Genomic DNA, 20,299 nt, shown 5'->3' on the forward strand with positions numbered 1-20,299 from the left:
GCGGGCGACACGCGCTGGTCACGGCGGTGTCACGGACGGGGGATCTTGCAGAAAGTTTCTTGCAGCCTCTTTCGCAAACCATTTCAACGCTGTTACGGTCCTCCCCAGCCCGACGGCCCGCAGGGACGACAGCGGCCGGCACCCAGCCTGGCCAGGGCGAACGGGCACTTCCCTCATCAAGGAGTCAGGTATGCGACGCGGCATATCCGCCGTGGCGATGGCCGCGGCCATCGTTCTCGGGGTCACCGCCTGTGGCGGCAGTGGTAGCGACGACACGAGCGACAAGGGGGCAGCCGCCAAGGACCCGGCGGCGGTCTCCGGGACGATCACCTACTGGGACACCTCCGACGCCAAGAACGAGGCCCCGACCTACCAGGCCCTCATCAAGGACTTCGAGGCGAAGTACCCCAAGATCAAGGTCAACTACCAGAACGTCGACTTCGGCACGGTGGAGCAGAAGTTCAAGGCGGCGGCGCAGAGCGGCAAGGGCGCGCCCGACGTGATCCGTACCGACGTCGGCCTGATCCCGGAGTACGCCTCGCTGCACTACATCGCCCCGCTGGACGGCACCGCGGCGCTCAGCGACACCCAGGACTTCCTCGCCGGGCCGATGAACACCACCAAGTACGAGGGCAAGACGTACGGTGTGCCGTCGGTGACCGACACCCTCGGCCTGCTCTACAACAAGGACATCTTCGCCAAGGCCGGTATCACCGCCCCGCCCACCACGTGGGACGAGCTGATCGCCGACTCCGCGACGATCAAGGCGAAGGTGCCGGGCGTCGCCGGCACGTACGTCAACCCCGACTCGTACTTCCTCTTCCCGGTGCTGTTCGGCGAGGGCGCCGACCTCGCCGACCCGGCGGGCAAGAAGGTCACGATCAACTCGCCGGAGGCCGTCAAGGCGGTCACCGAGGCGAAGAAGATCTACGACACGTCCTCGCTGAAGATCGACTTCGCGAGCGCGTACGACAACATGCAGACCTCGTTCAAGACCGGCAAGGTCGCCATGCTCATCCAGGGCCCGTGGTCGGTCGGCGACGACCTGACCGGCTCGGCCTTCCAGGGCAAGGAGTCCAACCTCGGTTACGCGCCCGTCCCGGCCGGCTCCACCGGCAAGGCGCAGGCGCCGACCGGCGGCCATGACCTCGCGGTCTACCAGGGCTCGAAGAACCTCGACGCGTCCTACCTGTTCACGCAGTTCATGACGTCCTCGGCGAGCCAGCAGACGATCGCCGGCAAGAACGGCACGCTGCCGACCCGGACGTCGGCCTACACCCCCGAGGTGCTGAAGAACCAGACGATCGCGGGCTTCAAGCCGATCATGGACACCGCCCGGCCGCGCGTGGCGCTGCCGCAGGTGGGCAGCCTGTTCACGCCGCTGCAGCAGGAGTACATCAAGATCCTCCAGGGCAAGTCGTCGGTCCAGGACGGCCTGGACGCCGCCGCCAAGGAGTTCGGCAAGCTGCTGCCGGGCTACACCGTGCAGTAGCCGGCCGCACAGGTTCCGGACCGGCCGGCCGGGGCCCCGCCTCCCGCAGGGAGCACGGGGCCCACGCGCCCGGCCGGCCGGTCCGGTCAGGCCCCTCCCCCCCCCATCCCGCTGTCCCCCGTCCCGCCCGCCCCGCCCGTAGCACCCACCGCCGACAGAGCCGAGGAGCGATGACCACCGCCACCATGGACGACCCCGCCGCGGGTACGGCCGCCCGCCCGCCGCGCGAGCCGCGGCCCGGCCTCATGACGTCGATCAGGCGTTCCTGGGACCGGTACTGGTACGCCTGGGCGATGATCGCCCCGGTCGTGATCGTGCTCGCCGTCCTGGTGTTCTATCCGCTCGGCTACGGCGCCTACCTGTCGCTGACCAACGCCAACGAGACCAATGTCGCCAAGGACATCGGCCCGGTCCACATCGGCGCCACCTACCACTGGGTGGGCCTGCACAACTACTGGCAGGTGCTGTCCGGCAGGGACGGCGACTTCTACCCGCGCCTGGAGTGGACGCTGGTGTGGACGGTCGCATGCGTGGCGATCACCTACTCCATCGGCCTGGGCATGGCGATGCTGCTCAACCGCAAGGTGAAGTTCCGGCTGTTCTACCGGCTGTGCCTGATCATGCCGTGGGCGGTGCCGGCCTTCATCGGGGTGTTCGCCTGGCGGCTGATGCTCAACTCGCAGTACGGCGTCTTCAACGACATCATCACCAGCGTCGGGCTGCCCGCGCAGGACTGGCTCGGCTCGCCGCTGTCGCAGAAGATCGCGGTGATCATGGTGAACATCTGGGTCGGCGTGCCCTTCATGATGGTCGCCCTGCTCGGCGGCCTGCAGTCGATACCCGGAGAGCTCTACGAGGCCGCCGAGATGGACGGCGCCTCGCCGCGGCAGCGGTTCTGGAACGTCACCGTCCCCGGGCTGCGCCCGGTGACCAGCACCGTCGTCCTGCTCAGCACGGTGTGGACGTTCAACATGTTCGCGATCATCTACCTGCTGCTGGGCAACAACACCACCGGCGACACGGACATCCTGGTGACGTACGCCTACGAGAAGGCGTTCACCGGAGTGTCCGATTATTCCGCGGCAGCCACCTACGGAATCGTCATCCTCCTCATCCTCGTGGCCTTCTCCACCTTCTACCGCCGCCAGTTGAAGCCCGAGCAGGCCTAGGAGCCGGATCACCATGACCGCCACCACCCCCCTCAAATACCGCGGGCGCGGCGAGCGCAGCCGCGGCGCGTCGCTGGCGCTGCACGGCACGCTCATCGTCGCGAGCGTCATCGCCGTCTTCCCCGTGCTGTGGATCCTGTTCATCTCGCTCGGCCCCAGCTCCGCCTGGCAGCAGCCGCACGAGGTGCTGCACCACCTGGGCCTGTCCAACTACCGCTTCGTGCTGCTGCACTCGGACTTCCCGAAGTGGTTCCGCAACTCGCTGATCGTGGCCGGCGCCACCACCGTGCTCGGTGTGCTGGTCTCGGCGAGCGCCGGCTACGCGATCTCCCGGATGCGCTTCCCCGGGCACCGGACGCTGATGTGGACCTTCCTGGTCACGCAGATGTTCCCGATGGCGGTACTGATCGTGCCGCTGTACAACCTGCTGGCGCAGCTGGACCTCATCGACACCTACCTGGGCCTGATCCTGGTCTACTGCACCATCGCGGTGCCGTTCTGCGCCTGGATGCTCAAGGGCTACTTCGACACCATCCCGCGGGACATCGACGAGGCCGGCCGGGTCGACGGGCTCACCCCGTTCGGCACGTTCTGGCGGCTGATCGTGCCGCTGGCCCGCCCGGGACTGGCCGTCACCGCCTTCTACAGCTTCCTGACCGCCTGGGGCGAAGTGGCGTACGCGGCGCAGTTCATGAGCAGCGACCACTCCACGCTGGCGGCCGGCATCCGCACCTTCGCCTCCGACCAGCGCGCCGACTGGGGCAGCATGACGGCCGCCTCGGTGCTGATCGCGATACCCGCGTCCCTCGTCTTCCTGCTCGTCCAGCGCCACCTGGTGACCGGCCTGACGGCCGGCGGCACCAAGGGCTGACGCCCGCGGGGCCGTGCGCCCCGACCCGTACTCCCCACGCACCCGGAACCGCACAGACGTCCGCTCCGCACCGGCCGACCGCCGGGAGCAGGACCGGACCCGCACCCGACAAGGGAATCCATGAGCCAGCACCTCTCCGACGCGCCCCGCTCCGCCGCCGCTCCCGCTGCCGCCGACCGCGCCAGAGACTGGTGGCGCGACGCGGTGATCTACCAGGTCTACCCGCGCAGCTTCGCCGACGGCAACGGCGACGGCATGGGCGACCTGCCCGGCGTCACGGCCCGGCTGCCCTACCTGCGGGACCTCGGTGTGGACGCGGTGTGGCTGTCGCCCTTCTACTCCTCCCCGCAGGCCGACGCCGGCTACGACGTCGCGGACTACCGCGAGGTGGACCCGATGTTCGGCACCCTCAGCGACGCCGACGAGCTGGTACGGGCCGCGCACGCGCTGGACCTGCGGGTCATCGTCGACCTGGTGCCCAACCACTGCTCCGACCAGCACGAGTGGTTCAAGCAGGCGCTGCGCGAGGGCCCGGGCTCCGCGCTGCGGGACCGCTTCCACTTCCGCCCCGGCAAGGGCGTGAGCGGCGAACTGCCGCCCAACGACTGGGAGTCCATCTTCGGCGGCCCGGCCTGGACCCGCACCACCAACCCGGACGGCACGCCCGGCGAGTGGTATCTGCACCTGTTCGCGCCCGAGCAGCCGGACTTCGACTGGGACCACCCGGCGGTGCACGAGGAGTTCCGCTCGGTGCTGCGCTTCTGGCTGGACCTGGGCGTCGACGGCTTCCGGATCGACGTCGCGCACGGCCTGGTCAAGGCCGCGGGGCTGCCCGACATCGGGCACAGCGAGCAGCTGGCGCTGCTGGGCAGCGCGCCCATGCCGTACTTCGACCAGGACGGCGTGCACGAGATCTACCGCGGCTGGCGGCGCATCCTGGACGAATACCCCGGGCAGCGCATCGGTGTCGCCGAGGCGTGGACGCCGACGATCGAGCGGGCGGCCCTCTACCTGCGGCCCGACGAGCTGCACCAGGCGTTCAACTTCGAGTACCTGGGCACCGCGTGGGACGCCGCCGAGCTGCGCCGGGTCATCGACGGCTGCCTGGCGGCGATGGCCGGTGTCGGGGCGCCGGCGACCTGGGTGCTGTCCAACCACGACGTGACGCGGCACGCGACCCGGTTCGCCAACCCGCCCGGCCTGGGCACGCAGCTGCGCGAGCCCGGTGACCGGGAGCTGGGGCTGCGCAGGGCGCGGGCGGCGACGCTGCTGATGCTCGCGCTGCCGGGCTCGGCGTACCTCTACCAGGGCGAGGAGCTGGGCCTGCCGGACGTCACCGACCTGCCGGACGAGGTGCGGCAGGACCCGTCGTTCTTCCGCGCCGCCGGGCAGGACGGCTTCCGCGACGGCTGCCGGGTGCCGATCCCGTGGTCGGGCGACGAGCCGCCGTACGGCTTCGGGCCGGTGGCCGGCGGGCCGAGCTGGCTGCCGCAGCCGGCGAGCTGGGCGGGGCTGAGCGTCGAGGCGCAGACCGGTGACCCGGCGTCCACGCTGGAGATGTACCGGGCGGCGCTGCGGCTGCGGCGCGAGCTGCCGGCGCTGGGCGCGGGCGAGGCGGTGCGGTGGCTGCCGGCGCCCGAGGGGGTGCTGGCCTTCCGCCGCGATCCGGGGGCCGGGCGCGACGGCTCCGGCCGGGGCGGCGGCCTGCTGTGCCTGGTGAACCTCACCGCGCGCCCGGTGACGCTGGCGGTGCCGGCCGGCCGGGCGGTGCTGTCGAGCGCGCCGGCGGTGTCCGTACCGTCCGCGCCGGCGGTTTCCGGGGCCGGCGCGGGTTCGGGGGCCGGCGCGGTTTCCGCGGTTTCCGGGGTAGTCGGCCGGCAGGCGACCGGGGCGGCGGGCGGCGCCGACGGCATCAACCGGATGGACGTCACAATCGCCGCCGACACGACAATTTGGTGGGCGATCTGACGTGGTGGCATTCCGTCCAATAGCATCCGGTGCTGTGACCGCGCGGCTAGCCGACATCGCAGCCCAGGCGGGGGTCAGCGAAGCGACGGTCAGCCGGGTCCTCAACGGCAAGCCGGGGGTTTCCGCCACCACCCGCGAGTCCGTGCTGGCCGCGCTGGACCTGCTCGGCTACGAGCGCCCGGTCCGGCTGCGGCAGCGCAGCGCGGGCCTGGTCGGGCTCATCACACCCGAGCTGGAGAACCCGATCTTCCCGGCGTTCGCCCAGGTCATCGGGCAGGCGCTGACCCGTGAGGGCTATACGCCGGTGCTGGCGACCCAGACGCCCGGCGGCTCCACCGAGGACGAGCTGGTGGAGATGCTGGTCGAGCGCGGGGTCGCGGGCATCATCTTCGTCTCCGGGCTGCACGCCGATTCCACCGCGGACATGGAGCGCTACGCCCGGCTGCAGGGCCAGGGCGTGCCGTTCGTGCTGATCAACGGCTTCACCGAGAAGGTCAACGCGCCCTTCGTCTCGCCCGACGACCGCGGTGCGATGCGGCTGGCCGTGACGCATCTGGCGGCGCTCGGGCACCGGCAGATCGGCCTCGCGGTCGGGCAGAAGCGTTTCGTCCCCGTGCAGCGCAAGATCGAGGGCTTCATCGCCTCGATGGGCGATGTGCTCGGCAGCTCCGAGGACGACGCGCACGCGCTGATCCAGCACTCGCTGTTCACCCTGGAGGGCGGGCAGGCCGCCGCGACCGCGCTGATATCCGCCGGCTGCACCGCGATCGTGTGCGCGTCGGACATGATGGCGCTCGGCGCGATACGCGCGGCCCGGCAGCAGGGCCTGAGCGTGCCGGAGGACGTGTCGGTGGTCGGCTTCGACGACTCGCCGCTCATCGCCTTCACCGACCCGCCGCTGACCACCATCCGGCAGCCCGTGCCGGCGATGGGGCAGGCCGCGGTCAACGCGCTGCTGGAGGAGATCGGCGGGACGCCCGCCCCGCACAGCGAGTTCGTCTTCCTGCCCGAGCTGGTCGTCCGCGGCTCCACGGCGGCCGGTCCCAGCGGGCAGGGCGCGCCGCTGCCGGCGCCGGGCGGGCCGGCCGCCGCCCGGCTCACCCGACCGGGTGGCGATCAGACCGGGGTCTGAGCCTCAGCACGGGACAGATCTGGCAGACTGGTGTCCTATGGGGGAACCGACTGCGAAAACCGCGCGCCAGACGGATGGACGGTCCGCCGCAGCGCAGCGATCCAGCGGGTCCCGGGCGGCCGACGGGGGCGGCGGCTCCGGTGAGCCCAGTCTCGCGCGTACGCTGCTGGAGCGCCTGCGGACGCCCCGGCAGCCCAAGTTCTGGTTCGAGATACTGCTGATCGGGGTCAGCTACTGGCTGTACTCGCAGATCAGGAACGCGGTGCCGCAGCAGGAGTCGGTCGCGCTGCGGCACGCCGACGCCATCTGGGCGTTCGAACACCACCTCGGCCTTGCCGTGGAGCGCTCGGTCAACCACGCCGTCAACTCGGTGACGTGGGTGATCGTGGGGATGAACTACTACTACGCCACGCTGCACTTCTTCATCACCATCGGCGTGTTGATATGGCTCTACATCTACCACCCCTCGCGCTACGGCCCGGCCCGGCTGGTGCTGTTCCTCACCACATGGCTGGCGCTCATCGGCTTCTGGGCGTATCCGCTGGCGCCGCCGCGGCTGATGACCGGCGGCGGCTTCATCGACACGGTGGCGGTGCACCACACCTGGGGCTCGCTGTCGCAGGGCAGCCTGGCGAAGGTGTCCAACCAGTACGCGGCCATGCCGTCGATGCACATCGGCTGGTCGCTGTGGTCGGGCATCACCGTCATCACGCTCGCGAAACCGCTGTGGGCGAAGATCCTGGGCGGGCTCTACCCGGTGTTCACGCTGCTGGTGATCATCTCGACCGGCAACCACTTCTGGATGGACGCGGTCGGTGGCGCCTTCTGCCTGGGCGTGGGCTTCCTGGTCGTGTCGCTGATCTACGGGCGGTGGGTGTACGCGCTGCCGAAGTTCTCCACGGGCGCGCTGGCGCTGGAGGACCAGAAGGACAAGCGGACGCTGAGCCCGCGCCGGGACCAGCAGTGAGGTCCGGGGCCGGGGGCGGCGGGGCGTCGCTGCGGCGCCCCGGGGCCGGCGGCGTGGGGGCTCAGCCCTCGTAGAAGATGCGCTCCACGACGGCCCGGGCCCGGCGGGTGCGGCGGCGGTAGTCGTCGAGCATCTCGCCGACGTGCCCGGGCGGGAAGCCCAGGTAGCGGCCGACGGCGGCGAGCTCGCGGCCCTCGACGGGGAAGGTGTCGCCGGGCCGGCCGCGTACCAGCATCACCGCGTTGCGGACCCGGGTGGCCAGCACCCACGCCTCGTCGAGCACCTCGGCGTCCGCCGGCTCGATCAGGCCCGCCTCGGTGGCCGCGGCGAGGGCGGTACGGGTGCCGGTGGTGCGCAGCTGCGGGAGCCGCCCGGCGTGCTGGAGCTGGAGCAGCTGCACCGTCCACTCGACGTCGGACAGCCCGCCGCGGCCGAGCTTGGCGTGCAGCGCCGGGTCGGCGCCGCGCGGCAGCCGCTCGGACTCCATGCGCGCCTTGAGCCGGCGGATCTCGCGTACCGACTCCTCCGCCAGCCCGCCGGCCGGGTAGCGCAGCGGGTCGACCAGCTCGGTGAAGCGCGCGCCGAGCCCGGCGTCGCCGGCGACCGGCGCGGCCCGCAGCAGCGCCTGGCTCTCCCACACCAGCGACCAGCGGCGGTAGTAGGCGGCGTACGAGGCCAGGCTGCGGCTGAGCGGGCCGGTCTTGCCCTCGGGCCGCAGGTCGGCGTCGACCAGCAGCGGCGGGTCGGCGGTCGGGATCTGCAGCAGCCGGCGCAGCTCGTTGGCGACGGCGAGCGCGGAGCGGTTGGCCTCCTCCTGGCCGACGCCGTCCAGCGGCTCGTGCACGAACAGCACATCGGCGTCCGAGCCGTAGCCGAGCTCCCGGCCGCCGAAGCGGCCCATGCCGATGACGGCGAAGCGCACCGGGAGCGGGCGGGCGTCGTTGTCGGTGACCGCGTTGACCGCGGCCCGCAGCGCGCCGGCGACCGTCGCCGCGGTGAGCCCGAAGACGGCGCAGCCGACCCGGTCGACCAGCTCGGCCGGCGGCACCCGGCCGGCGGCGCTCCCCGGGTCCCCGGCTTCCCCGGCCTCCTCGGCGTCGTCGCCATAGGTGTCGATGAGGTCGGCCGCGGCGGTACGGAACAGCTCGCGCCGCCGCACCCCCCGTACCGCGGCGATGGCCTGCTCGGGCCCGGCGGCGCGGTCGACGGCGGCCAGCACCTCCTGCTCCAGGGCGGTGTGCTCGCGGGGTACCAGCCCGCCGTCGACGGAGCCGAGGACGGCGACGGCCTCGGGGGCGCGCATCAGCAGGTCGGGGGCGAGCCGGCCGGAGGACAGCACACGGGCCAGCCGCTGGGCGGCGGCGCCCTCGTCGCGCAGCAGCCGCAGGTACCAGGGGGTCTTGCCGAGGGCTTCGGAGACCTTGCGGAAGCCCAGCAGCCCGGCGTCGGGGTCGGCGGAGTCGGCGAACCAGCCGAGCAGCACCGGCAGCAGGGTGCGCTGGATCGACGAGGCCCGGCTGACGCCGCTGGCCAGCGCCTCCAGATGGCGCATCGCGGCGGCCGGGTCGGCGTATCCGAGGGCCTGGAGGCGCTGGAGGGCGGCGCCGGTGCTCAGCCGGGTGTCCTCGCGGCCGAGCTGGGCGACCGATTCCAGCAGCGGGCGGTAGAAGAGCTTCTCGTGCAGCCGCCGGACCTCCATGGCGTGCCGCTTCCACTCCCGGGTGAGGGTGGCGACCGGCTCGGAGCGCAGGCCCAGGCCCCGGCCGAGCCGGCGCAGGCCCGCCTCGTCGTCGGGGACGAGGTGGGTGCGGCGCAGTTTGTGCAGCTGGATGCGGTGCTCCATGAGCCGCAGGAAGCGGTAGGCGGCGTCCAGGGAGGCGGCGTCGGTGCGGCCGACGTAGCCGCCGTCGGCGAGCGCGGCGAGCGCGGTCAGGGTGGTGCTGCTGCGCAGCGAGGTGTCGGTGCGGCCGTGCACGAGCTGCAGCAGCTGCACGGCGAACTCCACGTCCCGCAGGCCGCCGGGCCCGAGCTTGAGCTCGCGGTCCACCTGGGCGGCGGGGATGTTGTCGACGACCCGGCGGCGCATCTGCTGCACGTCGGTGACGAAGTGCTCGCGCTCGGCGGCCTGCCACACCAGGGGGCGGATCGCCTCGACGTACGCGGCGCCGAGCGCCGGGTCGCCGGCGACCGGGCGGGCCTTGAGCAGCGCCTGGAACTCCCAGGTCTTGGCCCAGCGGGCGTAGTAGGCGAGGTGGCTGGACAAGGTCCGCACCAGCGGGCCGTTCTTGCCCTCGGGCCGCAGGTTGGCGTCGACCGGCCAGATGGTGCCCTCGGCGGTGGTGTCGGAGCACACCCGCATCATGCGGGCGGCGAGCCGGGTCGCCGCGCGCAGCGCCTCGGTCTCGTCGGCGCCCTCGGTTCCCTCGGCCGGCTCGGCGACGAAGATGACGTCCACGTCCGAGACGTAGTTCAGCTCGTGGCCGCCGCACTTGCCCATGCCGATGACGGCGAGCCGGGCCGCGGCGGCGTCCTGCGGGCTCTCCGCGGCGGCGATGGCCAGCGCCGCACGCAGCGTGGCGACGGCCAGGTCGGCGAGTTCGCCCGCGGTACGCACCAGGTCGCTGGTGCCGCACACGTCGCGGGCGGCTATGCCGAGCAGGCAGCGCCGGTAGGCCGCCCGCAGCGCGTCCGGGTCGGTGGCGGCGGCGAGCCCGCGCTCGAACTCCGCGACACCCGGGTGCAGGTCGGCCGCCTCGTACGTGACGAGCGCGTGCCAGTCCGCGGGGTGCCTGGCCAGGTGGTCCCCCAGCGCCTCGGAGGCGCCCAGCACCCCGAGCAGCCGGTCGCGCAGCGGCTTGGCGGTCGTGACGGTGTCCAGCAGCGTGCGCCGCTCGGCCTCCCCCAGCGCCTCGACCAGCCGCACCAGCCCGAGCAGCGCCTGATCGGGGTCGGCGGTGCCCCCCAGCGCCTCCAGCAGCACCGGATCACTGCGCACCCCGTGCAACTCGTCCACCCCGAGCAGCCGCTCGGCCCCCCCGGGATCGGTGAACCCGTGCCGGAGCAGCCGGGTGAACGTACTGCTCCGTCGTCCCTGCATCAACCCTCCCGGCGCGTCCCGTCCCACCTTATCCGCGCGCGTTCGGGGGCGCCTCCGGCGCGGGGGCGCGGACCTGCGGGGCGGGTCGGTCGCGGCGGGCGGCGGGCGCAAGCGGCCGGGGGGTCTGCTCAGCGTTCGCCCGCTCTTCACCTGGCGCACCGTTCGCACGTTCCCCGGGCGCCCCTACTTTTGGCATGTGCACGTAGGAGCCCGGGGCCGGGGTAGGGGTCCGGGGCTGTACGTGTGCGCGTACGTCTCACACGTCGCCCCCTTACCGGAGGTAATCCGTGCGCAGCCGCAGCCGTACCGCATTGTTGACCGCCGGCGGTCTCGCCGCCGCCTCCGCCGGGCTGTGGGCCGGGCTCGGCAGCGACGCCCATGCGGCCGGTTCCGTCCCCCACCCCGACCACGTCGTCGTCGTGGTCATGGAGAACCACGCCTACAGCCAGGTGATCGGCAGCTCCAGCGCCCCGTACATCAACTCGCTCAAGTCCGGCGGCGCCAACCTCACGCAGGCGCACGCCATCACGCACCCCAGCCAGCCGAACTACTACGCCCTCTTCTCCGGCTCCACGCAGGGCGTCACGTCCGACAGCTGCGTCACGATCGGCTTCAGCTCGGCGGCCAACCTCGGCTCCGAGGTCGCCGCGGCCGGCAAGACCTTCGGCAGCTACAACGAGACGCTGCCCAGCCAGGGCTCGACCACCTGCAAGAGCGGCAACTACGCGCAGAAGCACAACCCGTGGTTCGGCTTCTCCAACGTGCCGACCTCCAGTGCGAAGACCTTCGCGCAGTTCCCGGCCGACTACGCGACGCTGCCGAACGTGTCGTTCGTCGTGCCGAACCTGTGCAGCGACATGCACGACTGCTCGGTGTCCACCGGCGACACCTGGATCAAGAACAACCTGGGCGCGTACGCGACCTGGGCGAAGACGCACAACAGCCTGCTCGTCGTCACCTTCGACGAGGACAACTCGCTCAGCGGCAACCGCATCCCGACGGTCTTCTACGGCCAGCCGGTCACCGCGGGCTCGTCCACCTCGACCACGTACAACCACTACAACCTGCTGCGGACGCTGGAGGACCTGGCGGGCACGTCCACGCACGCCGGGCAGGCGGCCTCGGCGGCGGACATCACCGGCATCTGGTCCAGCTGACCGATGTACGTCAGCGAGAGCCGCGCGAGCACACCCGCGGTCGCCTCGCCGGCCGCCGCCCGGGGCATCCGACGCCCCGGGCGGCGGTCCGCCGTGGCCTCCACCGTGCTGGCGCTGGGCGCGGTCAGCCTCATCACGGACATCTCCTCGGAGATGGTCACCGCGGTGCTGCCGCTCTACCTGGTCACCGGACTCGGCCTGTCCCCGCTGGGTTTCGGCCTGCTCGACGGCGTCTACAACGGCTTCAGCGCGCTCGTCCGGCTCGTCGGCGGCCACCTCGCCGACCGCGGCGGGCGGCACAAGCGGGTGGCCGTCCTCGGCTACGGCCTGTCCGCGCTGTGCAAGCCGCTGCTGCTGGCCGTGCACACCCTGCCGCTGATCGGCGCGGTGCTCGCCGCCGACCGCACCGGCAAGGGCCTGCGCACCGCGCCGCGCGACGCGCTGATCTCCCTGTCGTCGGACCCCGCGAGCCGGGGCCGCGCCTTCGGGGTGCACCGGGCGATGGACACGACGGGGGCGCTGCTGGGGCCGCTGGTCGCCTTCCTGATCCTGCGCCGGGCGGCGGAGGGCTACGACGCGGTGTTCACCGTGAGCTTCTGCGTGGCGGCGGTGGGGGTGCTGGTGCTGCTGCTGTTCGTGCCCGCGCGGGTACGGCAGGCGGGGGCGGCGACCGGGTCCGCGGAGCCGGCCGGCGGGGGCGCGCGGCCGTCGCTGCGGGCCGCGGTGGGGCTGCTCGGGCGGCGGGAGCTGCGCGGGCTCGCGCTGTGCGCGATGGCGCTGGGCCTGGCCACCGTCAGCGACTCCTTCGTCTACCTCATGCTCCAGCGCCGGCTCGGCGTCCCCGACCGCTGGTTCGCCCTCCTCCCGCTCGGCACGGCGGGCGCGTTCCTGCTGCTGGCGGTGCCGCTCGGCCGCTGGGCCGACCGCGTCGGGCGCTGGCGGGTCTTCGTCGGCGGCCACCTCGCGCTGCTGCTCGCGTACGGCCTGCTGCTGACGCACCTGCGGGCCGGCGTGCTGCCGTACGCGGTGCTCGCCCTGCACGGCACCTTCTACGCCGCCACCGACGGCGTCCTGATGGCCGCCGCGGCCGGGTCCGTACCCGCCGCGCTGCGCTCCAGCGGCCTCGCCCTCGTCCAGACCGGCCAGGCCGCGGCGCGCTTCGTGTGCTCGATCGCCTTCGGCGCGGCCTGGACGGCGTTCGGCGACCGCTCGGCGCTCAGCGGCGCGGCGGTCGCGCTGCTGGTGAGCGTGCTGCTGTCGGTACGGCTGCGGCCCCGGGAGGGCGCCGTATGACCGACGACCTCGCGACCCGCCGGGACGCGGCCGACGACTCGGCCCCGGACGGCCCGGGCCCGCAGGACTCCGCCCCGGACGACCCCGCCCCGTACGACTCCCCCCTCGCGCGGCTGAGCCCCCGCGGCCGGGTGCTGGTGCTGCTCGCCGGGGTGGTGGTGCTGGCGCTCCTGGCCGGCGTGGCGGTGTGGCGGGCGGCGGACCGGGCCGACCGCAGGAACCAGGTCCAGGCGGGCGGCCCGGCGGTGCACGCCGGCACGGTGTCGCTCGCGGCGGGCGACAGCCCGCGGATCGTCTTCCGCTCCATGGCCTGGGGCCCGCACCGCGACGAGCTGGCGAGCGTCCCGGCCGCCGACCCGAACGGCCCCCGTACCGCCTCCGGCGTGCAGTGCCTGCGCTTCTACGCCGCCGGCGGCACCGGCATCTGCCTCCAGGCCGAGCGCGGCGCGGTCAACGACTCCTACCGGGCGCTCGTGCTGGACGCCCGGCTGCGCACCACCCGCCATGTCGACCTCGCGGGCATCCCGACCCGCGCCCGGGTCTCGCCGAGCGGCCGGATGGTGGCCTGGACGGTCTTCGTCGGCGGCGACTCCTACGCGGGCACGAACTTCTCCACCCGCACCTCGATCCTCGACACCCGCACCGGCGCGCTCCAACCGACGCTGGAGGACTACGCGTTGACGCGCGACGGCACGCGCGTGCGGGCCGCCGACCTCAACTACTGGGGCGTCACCTTCGCCGACGACACGCACTTCTACGCGACGGCGGCGACGGGCGGCCACACGTACCTGATCCGCGGCGACACCGCGACCCGCACCGCGGTCACCCTGCGCACGAACGTCGAATGCCCCTCCCTGTCCCCCGACGGCACGCGCATCGCCTTCAAGAAGCGCGTCCCGGGCCTGTCCCCGGACGCGCCCTGGCGCCTGTACGTCCTCGACCTCGGCACGCTCAAGGACCACCCCACGGCGGAGTCCCGCAACGTCGACGACCAGGCGGTCTGGCGCGACGACGGCACCCTCTCCTACTCCCTCCCCGGCGACTACGGCTCCGACCTCTTCACCGTCCCCGCCGACGGCACCGGCCGCCCGTCCCTGCTCACCCCCTCGGCCCTCTCCCCCTCCTGGCTCGGCTGACCCGGGGCCCGCTCAACCGCACGGGGCCTCGGCGAACACCGGGCCCGCCGCCGCCAGGCACAGGGCCAGGGAGGTGGCGCCGGGGTCGGGCGAGCCCAGGCTGCGCTCGGCCAGCGGGCGGGCCCGGCCGAGCCGGGGGCGCAGCTCCGCGGTGCGCTCGGCGGCCCGGGTGGCGACCCGGGCCGCCGCCGTCCACGCGGCGGCGAGCGTGGCGCCGTCCTGCACCTGGGCGCGGAAGGTCTCGGCGAACGGGACGAGCGCGTCCAGCATGGTCTTGTCGCCGACGGCGGCGTGGCCGACCGCCTGGAGCCGTGCGACGCCGTGGTCGAGGGCGCCGGACAGCCGCCGGGCGGTACGGCCGGGTCCTGCCGCGTCGCCGGCCAGGTGGGCGCCGACGGCGTCGAGCAGCACGCCCCACAGCGCGCCGCTGGTGCCGCCGCTCTTGTCCGACCAGGCGGCGCCGGCCGCGCGCAGCAGCGAGCCGGGGTCCGCGGCGTGCCGGCCGGTGGCGTCGAGGGCGGCCCGCAGGCCCCGGGTCATGCCGATGCCGTGGTCGCCGTCCCCGGCGACGGCGTCCAGCCGGCCCAGCTCCTCCTCGGCGGCGCTCACGGCCGAGAGCATCGCGGCCAGCACCCGGCGGGCGACCTCGGCCCCGGGGGCGTCCGGGGCCGGTGCGGCGGCCGGGTCCGGGTCAGAGGCCGGGTCCAGAGCCGGGGCCGGGGCCTCCTCCCGTACGGACGTCACCGCGGGCGCGGCGGCCCGCGGACCGGGCGCGGGCGGGCGCGCATCGCCCGGGGCGCGGCGCAGGGCCGGGGTGTCGGCCGGGGCCGCCCACAGCTCCTCCAGCGTGTCGTCGAGCCAGGTCAGGCTCAGGGAGCAGCCGGCCATGTTCAGGCTCGTGACGTACTCCCCGACCTCCGGCAGCACCACCTCGACGCCGGCCCGGGCGAGGTGCCGGGCGATGCCGCTCCACAGCACGAACAGCTCGTCCTGCCCGGTCGCGCCGAGCCCGTTGAGCAGCACGGCGGCCCGGGCCGGGCCGTCGCCGGGCGCCTCGGCCAACAGCGCGTCGACCAGGGTGCGGGCCAGCGCCTCGGCGGGCATCCGCGCGACGGTGCGGATGCCCGGCTCGCCGTGGATGCCCAGGCCGATGGCCATGGCGTCGGCGTCCACCCGGAAGAGGGGTTCTGCGGCTCCGGGCAGGGTGCAGCCGCTGAAGGCGACGCCGATGCTGCGGGTGCGGTCGTTGGTGCGCCGGGCGATGCTCTCGACATCGTCGATGCCGTCACCGCGGGTGGCCGCGGCGCCGGTGGTCTTGAAGACGACGACGCTGCCGGCGATGCCCCGGCGTATCGCGGCGTCGGCGCTGTCCGCGGAGGCGATGTCGTCGGTGACCTGCACGCTGCGGCAGTCGATGCCCTCGGCCTTGAGCCGGTCCTGGGCCATGGTGAAGTTCAGTACGTCGCCGGCGTAGTTGCCGTAGCAGAAGAGCACGGGCGCGCCGTCGGGCAGGGCGCGGACGAGCCGGTGGATCTGCTCGGTGGACGGCGAGGCGAAGACGTTGCCCAGCACCGCCGCGTCGGCCATGCCGTGGCCGACGAACCCGGCGGTCCAGGGGAAGTGGCCGCTGCCGCCCCCGAGGACCAGCCGGGTGGCGCGGTCGCCGGGGCGTGCGTGCCGCAGCACCCCGCCGTCGGGGACGGCGCGCACATAGCGGGCGTAGGCCGAGGTGAAGCCGTCGACCATGTCGAGGGCGAAGTCCTGCGGATCGTTGGCGATCGTCGTCATGCTGTGGTTCCGGTCCTTTCCAGCAACCCCACTCGTCCTGCTTCGGTTCGTGCGCCGCGCGCGCGGCCGGGCATCGGTGTCAAGGGCTCTCCTGTACGTCGGCCGGCGTGCCGGGCGGCCAGCCGACCGGGTGGGCCGGCAGGTCCCGGGGGACGCGGGTGGTGAAGGCGGGCGGGCGCTTGCCGAGGAAGGCCGCGACCCCCTCCGCGACGTCGGGTCCGAGCTTGAGCTCGTGGTTGACGTGCGACTCGGCGAGGTGGGCCCGCTCCGGGCCGGGCGCCAGCAGGCCGGCCCACAGCAGGCGCCTGGTCATCGCGGTGGCGGCGGGCGAGGTGCCGAGGGTCATCCGGCGGGCCAGTGCCAGCGCGGCCGGCAGCAGCTCGGCCGGCTCGTGCACGGACCGCACCAGGCCCGCCCGGTGGGCCTCGCCGGCGTCGAACAGCTCGGCGGTGAGCATCCATTCCAGGGCCTGGGCGACGCCGACGACGCGGGGCAGGAACCAGCTGGACGCGGCTTCCGGGCCGAGTCCGCGGCGGGTGTGGACGAACCCGAAGCGGGCGCTGGTGCTGGCCAGCCGGGCGTCCATGGCAAGGGTCATGGACGCGCCGAGGCCCACGGCGGGGCCGTTGACCGCCGCGATCACCGGCTTGGTGCAGGCGGCGATGCGCAGCGTGAGCTGTCCGCCGCGGTCGCGCGGCACCCCGTCGATCATGTCCACCGGGCGCTGCGCGGCAACCGGCGCGGCGGTGAAGGCCCGGTCCGGGTCGCTCATGTCGGCGCCGGCGCAGAAGGCCCGCCCGGCGCCGGTGACCACGACGGCGCGGATGGTGTCGTCGGCGTCGGCCGCGTCGAGGGCGGCGATCAGTTCGTCGCGCATCACGGCGGTGAACGCGTTGAGTTTCCGCGGCCGGTCCAGGGTGATGACGGCGCAGTCGTCGTCGGTCGTGCAGCCGATCGTGGTGTACGGGCCCGTCATGACGCCGGCACCTCCAGGATCGCCGGGGCGATACGTGCCCGGTGCTCGGCGGGCGTGCCGAGCAGGGCGCGGCCGGCCCGGGCGCGCTTGAGGTACAGGTGGGCGGGGTGCTCGGCGGTGAAGCCGATGCCGCCGAGCACCTGGAGGGCCGATTCGGCGACGGCCACGTAGGCGTCGGCGTTGTGCGCGAAGAGCGCCGCGGCGACGAGCGGGAACTGCCCGTCGTCCGTGCCGAGGGCCCACGCCAGGGTCTCCGCGGCGCGTTCGCCGAGGTCGGCGGCGACGACCATGTCGGCGACCCGGTGCTTGACCGCCTGGAAGGAGCCGATGGGCGCGCCGAACTGCTCCCGGGTGCGGGCGTGCTCGGCGGCGAGGTCGGTGAGCCGGGCCATGCCGCCGACCGCTTCGGCGGCCAGCGCGGCGAGCGCGGTGTCGCGGACCTGCTCCAGGGTGCGCCGGCCGGCGCCCTCCTCGCCGACGAGCCGCGCGGGGGCGTCGTCGAGGACGACGTCGCAAAGACGCCGGGTCACGTCGATGCCGGGCCGCGGGGTGATGGCGACGCCCGGCGCGGTGCGCGCGACCCGCAGCAGGCTCACGCCCTCGCCGGTGCGTGCCGCGACGAGCAGGTCGTCGGCGGTGTGCGCGTCGACCACCGCGGTCTTGGTCCCGCGCAGGCGCCGGGTGCGGCCGGTGCCGGTCGCCGTGGCGGCGACCCCGGCGGGCGTCCACCCCGGGCGGCGCTCGGAGACCGCGACGGTGGCGGTCCGCTCGCCGGCGACGATCCCGGGCAGCAGCTCCCGGCAGGCGTCGTCGTCGCCGCTCGCCAGCAGCGCGGTGGTGGCGAGCACGACCGAGGAGAACAGCGGCGCGGGGCACAGCGCCCGGCCGGACTCCACGAGGATCCACACCAGTTCGGCCGGCGAGAAGCCGCTGCCGCCGTACTGCTCGGGCACGGCGATGCCCGGCAGGCCCAGTTCGGCCGCGGCGCGCCGCCAGGCCGCGCGGTCGAAGCCGGCCGGCTGCGCGGTCTGGGCGAGCAGGTGCTCGTACGAGCAGGTCGCGGCGAGGAAGTCCCGTACGGTGGCGCGCAGTTGGCGCTGCTCGTCGGTGGGGGTGATCATCGTGGCTCCCGTCCGCGCCCGGGTACGGTTCGCCGGGTGCGTTGTCGCAGCTTGGTGTCCATGGGGCCGCTCCTCACGGGCGTTCGACCAGGACGGCGATGCCTTGGCCGACGCCGATGCACAGGGTGGCGACCGCGCGGGCGGCGTCCCGGCGGCCGAGTTCGCGCGCGGCGGTGAGGACCAGCCGGGCGCCGCTCATGCCCACCGGGTGGCCGAGCGCGATGGCGCCGCCGCCGGGGTTGACGTGCTCGGCGTCGTCGGGCAGGCCCCAGTGCCGGACGACGGCCAGGCTCTGGGCGGCGAACGCCTCGTTGAGCTCGATGACGTCGATGTCGCCGATGGTGCGGCCGGCGCGGCCCAGCAGCTTGCCGGTCGCCGGGATCGGGCCCAGCCCCATGACGCGCGGGGCGACCCCGGCGGTGGCCGCGCCGGTGATCCGGGCGATCGGGGTCAGCCCGTAGCGGGCCACGGCACGCGGTGAGGCGAGCAGCAGGGCGGCGGCGCCGTCGTTGATGCCGGAGGAGTTGCCGGCCGTCACGGTGCCGCCGGCGCGGAAGGCCGGGCGGAGCGCGGCGAGCTTGTCGGGGGTGGTCGTGCGGGGGTGCTCGTCGGTGTCCACCGGCGGCGCGTCGGGCCGCTGGACGGGCAGGATCTCCTCGGCCATCCGCCCGTCGGCGATCTTCCCGGCGGTACGTTCCTGGGAGCGCAGCGCGAAAGCGTCCTGGTCCTCGCGGGAGACGCCGTGTTCTGCGGCGACGTTCTCCGCGGTCTCGCCCATGGTGTCGACGCCGTAGCGGCGCTCCAGCTCGGGGTTGACGAACCGCCAGCCCAGCGTGGTGTCGTGGAGCTCGGCCCGGCGGGAGAAGGGCTTGTCGGCCTTGCCCTGCACGAAGGGGGCGCGGCTCATGCTCTCCACGCCGCCGGCGACGACCAGGTCCTGCTCGCCGGCGGCGATGGCGCGGGCGGCGACCGCGACGGCCTCGGCCCCCGAGCCGCACAGCCGGTTGACGGTGACGCCGGGGACCTGCTCGGGCAGCCCGGCCAGCAGCAGCGCCATCCGGGCGACGTTGCGGTTGTCCTCGCCGGCCTGGTTGGTGGCGCCGAGGACCACGTCGTCGAGTGCGGCCCAGTCCACGCCGGGGTGCCGGGCGGTGAGCCCGGAGAGCACCTGGGCGGCCAGGTCGTCGGGGCGGATGCCGGCGAGGGCGCCGCCGTAGCGGCCGATGGGGGTGCGCAGGCCGTCGACCAGGTAGGCGTGGGTCATGACGCCACCGCCGGCTTGTCGTAGGCGTACACGCCGCGCCCGGTCTTGCGGCCGAGCCGGCCGGCGCTGACGTACTGCTCCAGCAGCGGTGCCGGCCGGTACTTGTCGCCCAGGACGCGGTGCAGCTCGCGGGTCGCGGCGAGCCGCACGTCGAGGCCGACGAGGTCGGCGAGCTGGAAGGGGCCCATGGGGTGGTTGAGGGCGAGCCGGACCGCCCGGTCGATGCCCTCGGCGGAGGCCACGCCCTGCTCCAGCATCAGGAACGCCTCGTTGCCGATGACGATGTTGATCCGGGAGGTGACGAAGCCGGCGAGGTCGCGGACCTGCACCGTCTGCTTGCCGAGGGCGGCGGCGGCCTGCTCGGCGCGGTCGATCGTGGCGGGGGCGGTTTCCAGGCCGACCACGATCTCGCACAGCTGCATGGCCCGTACCGGGTTGAAGAAGTGCATGCCGACGCCGCGGGCCGGGTCGTCCAGGGCGGACATCAGGTGGGTGACGGACAGCGCCGAGGTGTTGCTGGCGAGGACCGCGTCCCGCGGGGCGGCGGCCTCGGCCTGGCGCAGCACGTCCTGCTTGACGACCGGGTCCTCGATGACGGCCTCGACGACCAGGTCGGCGCCGGCGACGCAGTCGGCGAGACCGGTGGCGGGCCGCACCCGGGCGAGCGCGGCGTCGCGGCCGGCCGGGTCGAGCTTGCCGCGGCGTACCCCGTCGTCGAGGTCCGCGGTGATACGGGCCAGGCCCGCCTCGCGGGCGGCGGGCACGAAGTCGAAGACGCTGACGTCCTGGCCGCGGGCGGCGGCGACGTAGGCGATGCCGGCGCCCATGGTGCCGGTGCCGATGACGGCGATGTGCATGGAGGGGTTCC

Annotated in this window: 15 protein-coding genes; 9 read left to right on the forward strand and 6 right to left on the reverse strand. The window is 74.0% G+C overall.

Annotated elements, in window-relative coordinates:
* Positions 1 to 190 precede the first annotated feature (190 nt).
* The 6 genes from HCN08_RS14605 (at position 191) to HCN08_RS14630 (ending at position 7,599) form a co-directional block, all read left to right on the forward strand.
* On the forward strand, positions 191 to 1,492 hold the full coding sequence (locus tag HCN08_RS14605) for an extracellular solute-binding protein (protein ID WP_167983487.1): 1,302 nt from the start codon (positions 191 to 193) through the stop codon (positions 1,490 to 1,492).
* A gap of 170 nt (positions 1,493 to 1,662) precedes the next feature.
* A complete protein-coding gene (locus HCN08_RS14610; RefSeq protein WP_167983488.1) occupies positions 1,663 to 2,661 on the forward strand; it encodes a carbohydrate ABC transporter permease in 999 nt (332 codons plus the stop codon).
* 13 nt (positions 2,662 to 2,674) lie between these two features.
* Positions 2,675 to 3,532: a sugar ABC transporter permease gene (locus HCN08_RS14615; protein ID WP_167983489.1), complete on the forward strand. Its 858-nt coding sequence runs from the start codon at positions 2,675 to 2,677 to the stop codon at positions 3,530 to 3,532.
* Between the two features lie 120 nt (positions 3,533 to 3,652).
* Positions 3,653 to 5,500: a glycoside hydrolase family 13 protein gene (locus tag HCN08_RS14620; protein WP_167983490.1), complete on the forward strand. Its 1,848-nt coding sequence runs from the start codon at positions 3,653 to 3,655 to the stop codon at positions 5,498 to 5,500.
* A gap of 34 nt (positions 5,501 to 5,534) precedes the next feature.
* On the forward strand, positions 5,535 to 6,632 hold the full coding sequence (locus HCN08_RS14625; RefSeq protein ID WP_322974449.1) for a LacI family DNA-binding transcriptional regulator: 1,098 nt from the start codon (positions 5,535 to 5,537) through the stop codon (positions 6,630 to 6,632).
* 37 nt (positions 6,633 to 6,669) lie between these two features.
* The gene (locus HCN08_RS14630; protein WP_167983491.1) at positions 6,670 to 7,599 is read left to right on the forward strand and encodes a phosphatase PAP2 family protein; all 930 of its coding nucleotides are present in this window, start codon (positions 6,670 to 6,672) and stop codon (positions 7,597 to 7,599) included.
* Positions 7,600 to 7,660: 61 nt separating this feature from the next.
* Here HCN08_RS14630 and HCN08_RS14635 read toward each other — a convergent pair whose 3' ends face one another.
* Positions 7,661 to 10,696 carry a bifunctional [glutamine synthetase] adenylyltransferase/[glutamine synthetase]-adenylyl-L-tyrosine phosphorylase gene (locus HCN08_RS14635; protein ID WP_167983492.1) on the reverse strand — a complete coding sequence of 1,012 codons (3,036 nt, stop codon included), beginning with the start codon at positions 10,694 to 10,696 and terminating at the stop codon, positions 7,661 to 7,663.
* A 287-nt stretch (positions 10,697 to 10,983) separates the two neighbouring features.
* Here HCN08_RS14635 and HCN08_RS14640 point away from each other — a divergent pair, with 287 nt between their 5' ends.
* From HCN08_RS14640 to HCN08_RS14650, 3 genes are all read left to right on the forward strand, one after another.
* Positions 10,984 to 11,853: an alkaline phosphatase family protein gene (locus HCN08_RS14640; protein ID WP_167983493.1), complete on the forward strand. Its 870-nt coding sequence runs from the start codon at positions 10,984 to 10,986 to the stop codon at positions 11,851 to 11,853.
* Positions 11,854 to 11,856: 3 nt separating this feature from the next.
* A complete protein-coding gene (locus HCN08_RS14645) occupies positions 11,857 to 13,146 on the forward strand; it encodes an MFS transporter (protein WP_167983494.1) in 1,290 nt (429 codons plus the stop codon).
* A 113-nt stretch (positions 13,147 to 13,259) separates the two neighbouring features.
* Positions 13,260 to 14,282, forward strand: coding sequence for a TolB-like translocation protein (locus tag HCN08_RS14650; protein WP_167983636.1), 1,023 nt, complete (start codon positions 13,260 to 13,262; stop codon positions 14,280 to 14,282).
* Positions 14,283 to 14,294: 12 nt separating this feature from the next.
* On the opposite strand, the gene HCN08_RS14655 is transcribed toward HCN08_RS14650, so the two are convergent.
* The 5 genes from HCN08_RS14655 to HCN08_RS14675 all read right to left on the reverse strand — a co-directional run bounded on the left by HCN08_RS14655 (position 14,295) and on the right by HCN08_RS14675 (position 20,288).
* Positions 14,295 to 16,070: a dihydroxyacetone kinase family protein gene (locus HCN08_RS14655; RefSeq protein ID WP_167983495.1), complete on the reverse strand. Its 1,776-nt coding sequence runs from the start codon at positions 16,068 to 16,070 to the stop codon at positions 14,295 to 14,297.
* Positions 16,071 to 16,149: 79 nt separating this feature from the next.
* On the reverse strand, positions 16,150 to 17,046 hold the full coding sequence (locus HCN08_RS14660) for an enoyl-CoA hydratase-related protein (RefSeq protein WP_167983496.1): 897 nt from the start codon (positions 17,044 to 17,046) through the stop codon (positions 16,150 to 16,152).
* Entirely contained in the window at positions 17,043 to 18,167 is a 1,125-nt protein-coding gene (locus HCN08_RS14665) for an acyl-CoA dehydrogenase family protein (protein ID WP_167983497.1), read from the reverse strand. The genes HCN08_RS14660 and HCN08_RS14665 overlap by 4 nt, the downstream gene beginning before the upstream one ends.
* 73 nt (positions 18,168 to 18,240) lie before the next feature.
* On the reverse strand, positions 18,241 to 19,431 hold the full coding sequence (pcaF, locus tag HCN08_RS14670; RefSeq protein WP_167983498.1) for a 3-oxoadipyl-CoA thiolase: 1,191 nt from the start codon (positions 19,429 to 19,431) through the stop codon (positions 18,241 to 18,243).
* Positions 19,428 to 20,288 carry a 3-hydroxyacyl-CoA dehydrogenase family protein gene (locus tag HCN08_RS14675; RefSeq protein WP_167983499.1) on the reverse strand — a complete coding sequence of 287 codons (861 nt, stop codon included), beginning with the start codon at positions 20,286 to 20,288 and terminating at the stop codon, positions 19,428 to 19,430. The genes pcaF and HCN08_RS14675 overlap by 4 nt, the downstream gene beginning before the upstream one ends.
* Between the last annotated feature and the right edge of the window lie 11 nt (positions 20,289 to 20,299).

It is taken from the genome of Actinacidiphila epipremni (assembly GCF_012034175.1).
Taxonomy (GTDB): Bacteria; Actinomycetota; Actinomycetes; order Streptomycetales; family Streptomycetaceae; genus Actinacidiphila; species Actinacidiphila epipremni.

What these genes read in the sequence shown, in the direction of transcription:
- HCN08_RS14660 (WP_167983496.1), bottom strand. Translation starts at nt 17,046, where the DNA reads ATGACGGGCCCGTACACCACGATCGGCTGCACGACCGACGACGACTGC.
- HCN08_RS14605 (WP_167983487.1), top strand. Translation starts at nt 191, where the DNA reads ATGCGACGCGGCATATCCGCCGTGGCGATGGCCGCGGCCATCGTTCTC.
- HCN08_RS14655 (WP_167983495.1), bottom strand. Translation starts at nt 16,070, where the DNA reads ATGACGACGATCGCCAACGATCCGCAGGACTTCGCCCTCGACATGGTC.
- HCN08_RS14665 (WP_167983497.1), bottom strand. Translation starts at nt 18,167, where the DNA reads ATGATCACCCCCACCGACGAGCAGCGCCAACTGCGCGCCACCGTACGG.
- HCN08_RS14645 (WP_167983494.1), top strand. Translation starts at nt 11,857, where the DNA reads ATGTACGTCAGCGAGAGCCGCGCGAGCACACCCGCGGTCGCCTCGCCG.
- HCN08_RS14620 (WP_167983490.1), top strand. Translation starts at nt 3,653, where the DNA reads ATGAGCCAGCACCTCTCCGACGCGCCCCGCTCCGCCGCCGCTCCCGCT.
- HCN08_RS14615 (WP_167983489.1), top strand. Translation starts at nt 2,675, where the DNA reads ATGACCGCCACCACCCCCCTCAAATACCGCGGGCGCGGCGAGCGCAGC.
- pcaF (WP_167983498.1), bottom strand. Translation starts at nt 19,431, where the DNA reads ATGACCCACGCCTACCTGGTCGACGGCCTGCGCACCCCCATCGGCCGC.
- HCN08_RS14635 (WP_167983492.1), bottom strand. Translation starts at nt 10,696, where the DNA reads ATGCAGGGACGACGGAGCAGTACGTTCACCCGGCTGCTCCGGCACGGG.
- HCN08_RS14610 (WP_167983488.1), top strand. Translation starts at nt 1,663, where the DNA reads ATGACCACCGCCACCATGGACGACCCCGCCGCGGGTACGGCCGCCCGC.
- HCN08_RS14675 (WP_167983499.1), bottom strand. Translation starts at nt 20,288, where the DNA reads ATGCACATCGCCGTCATCGGCACCGGCACCATGGGCGCCGGCATCGCC.
- HCN08_RS14630 (WP_167983491.1), top strand. Translation starts at nt 6,670, where the DNA reads ATGGGGGAACCGACTGCGAAAACCGCGCGCCAGACGGATGGACGGTCC.